Source organism: Xanthovirga aplysinae, assembly GCF_009711365.1.
Lineage (GTDB): Bacteria > Bacteroidota > Bacteroidia > Cytophagales > Cyclobacteriaceae > Xanthovirga > Xanthovirga aplysinae.
The window spans coordinates 1-2,105 of record NZ_SMMB01000525.1; the positions used below are offsets into that span (position 1 = coordinate 1).

The following is a 2,105-nucleotide window of genomic DNA, read 5'->3' on the forward strand; positions in this document are numbered from 1 at the left end:
CCACTATGAGAACCTAAAAAGGTATTATAGCTACCTTTTACATTGTAACCACTTTTTGAACCCAAAAAGGTATTATGGACACTGTTTATATTTTCAACATTATTAGCACTTGCCCCTGCGACCTCAGCCCCAATAAGGGTATTATAGCTAGAAAAGCGTTTCCATAGACCAATATGGGCCCCAAAAAAGGAATTTGAATTTCCACCATCATGCCTAATGGGGGCGTCATTTCCCACAAGAGTGTTTAGTTTTCCATAACTACCTGTTGGTCTATCAGGGGAGAAGTAATTATTATTATTACCATCATCCGTAATTTGACCCATAACCTCAGAATAAGTCCAGGTGACAATCAGCATTAAAAAAGTAAAGGTTACTTTCAAGGTTGAATCTTTCATAGTTTTAAAAATTTATGGTTAAACCATAGGGTAATCTTAATCGGTTTGGCAATTCCTAATTGTCATAGTATTAAGCCCGATTGCTTGTTACCTTTCCATTCTTTGAAGTACTTCTGCTAAAGCAGTTTTTAGTGCCTTGATTTCTTTTTCCTGCTGTATAGTATGCAAGGTGAGTTCTTCCACTTTCTCTACAAGCAATACATTTACCAGTCCGGCATTCATTCCCTTTTGCAAAATTTCTTTTTCGGAAGGCATTTTAGGTAGTCTTTTGTATTCTTCAATATGGGCTTCAACTTCGCTTAAAGGCATTAACTTATATTCTTCCTCGAATACATAGTCAGGGAATGAGCCTACATTGAGAATGACACCATCTGCCTTAATGTTTCCTGCCACATCAAGTTTTTCCGAAGGTATAGTTTTACCAATGCCTACATTACCCGCATTGTCGACTCGTAAACGTTCAGCATTGTTGGTGTAAATGGCCAGCTTGCCATCTCCTTGTTGTTGTAAACCCGTATCGCTATCCCCAATAGCCAAATCGATTACTGTGCTTGACGTACCGATTCCCACATGTCCCGCATTATCTATGCGTATACGCTCTGTATTATTGGTATAAATAGCCAGTTTGCCATCACCTTGTTGCTGTAAGCCAGTATCACTGTCACCAATGGCCAGGTCTATTGAGGCGGTAGTTGTTCCAATCCCTACATTACCATCCCCTTTGATTACCATTTTTTCGCTATACGTATTTGAACCATAGGTCCTAAAGTGGATGGATCCGTCACCACTGCCGTCCGCATTACCTGTAATGTATACCTCTCCATTGGTAAAAGGGAGCCAGGTATGTGCCTTGTTGTCGGCAGTTGCAAACTTGATGGTGTTTTTTCTCACATCAAGATTTGCCTCAGGTGCTGTCACACCGATACCTACATCACCGTCAGTTTCTACTAAGAAACGAGAGCCGCTCCCCCCTACATGGAATGAACCGTCTGTTCTCATGATACCGGTATTGTGGTAAAAGTTTTTGTTTCCGTACGTACGGATCCAGGTATTGTCTGTCATGTAGAATCCTCCGCCATAAGTCTGGAAATAATAACCTCTGTTGCCCTCTACCCTAAACCACTCTTTGCTTTGCACCCCATTGTTCAAATAGAGCTGTGAACTGAAGGTCAAATTTCCTCCATTCATGTTTGAGATAGCACCACGTACACCTAAGTTGCCATAGTAATCCAGTACAAACAGATCATTGTCAATATTTCCACTTGCTCCAGCTCCACCATAGGATATTCTAAATTTTAAGTCATTATACCTTTGCCACAAGAAGTAACCATTATCATTGCTGTTCAATCTTATACCAGCATCATGATTAGAATAATCTGAATTGATATTGTAAAGATCATAGTTATGACTGAATATGCCACCGTTAATTTTAGATTGAACTCTTTGCGCCTGGGATTCCTGGCTAAGTCCCATTAGTCCTGCGGCCCCTAAAACTAAGCCTACGAAGGTCTTCTTTGCTTTTCTGAATTTGATTGTTTTAATGTTTTTCATAACGTTTTTTTACTTGGTTTCTAATTTTTTCCTCGGATTACTTTAGATTAAAATTGGAGAAAAGATTATTTGAATGAAAAAATAAGCGGTTGGTTTGGGGTTAGTTTGGGGGGGTGATATTGGTTAGGGGGATTGTTAGCAATCAGTTAGCAGGTGTGT

Annotated in this window: 1 protein-coding gene and 1 pseudogene; both read right to left on the reverse strand. The window is 39.7% G+C overall.

Annotated elements, in window-relative coordinates:
- Nucleotides 1–395 (reverse strand): annotated as a pseudogene (locus E1171_RS02355) (hypothetical protein); the annotation flags it as partial.
- 87 nt (nucleotides 396–482) lie between these two features.
- The gene (gene pilV, locus E1171_RS02360) at nucleotides 483–1,946 is read right to left on the reverse strand and encodes a shufflon system plasmid conjugative transfer pilus tip adhesin PilV (RefSeq protein WP_155203701.1); all 1,464 of its coding nucleotides are present in this window, start codon (nucleotides 1,944–1,946) and stop codon (nucleotides 483–485) included.
- Between the last annotated feature and the right edge of the window lie 159 nt (nucleotides 1,947–2,105).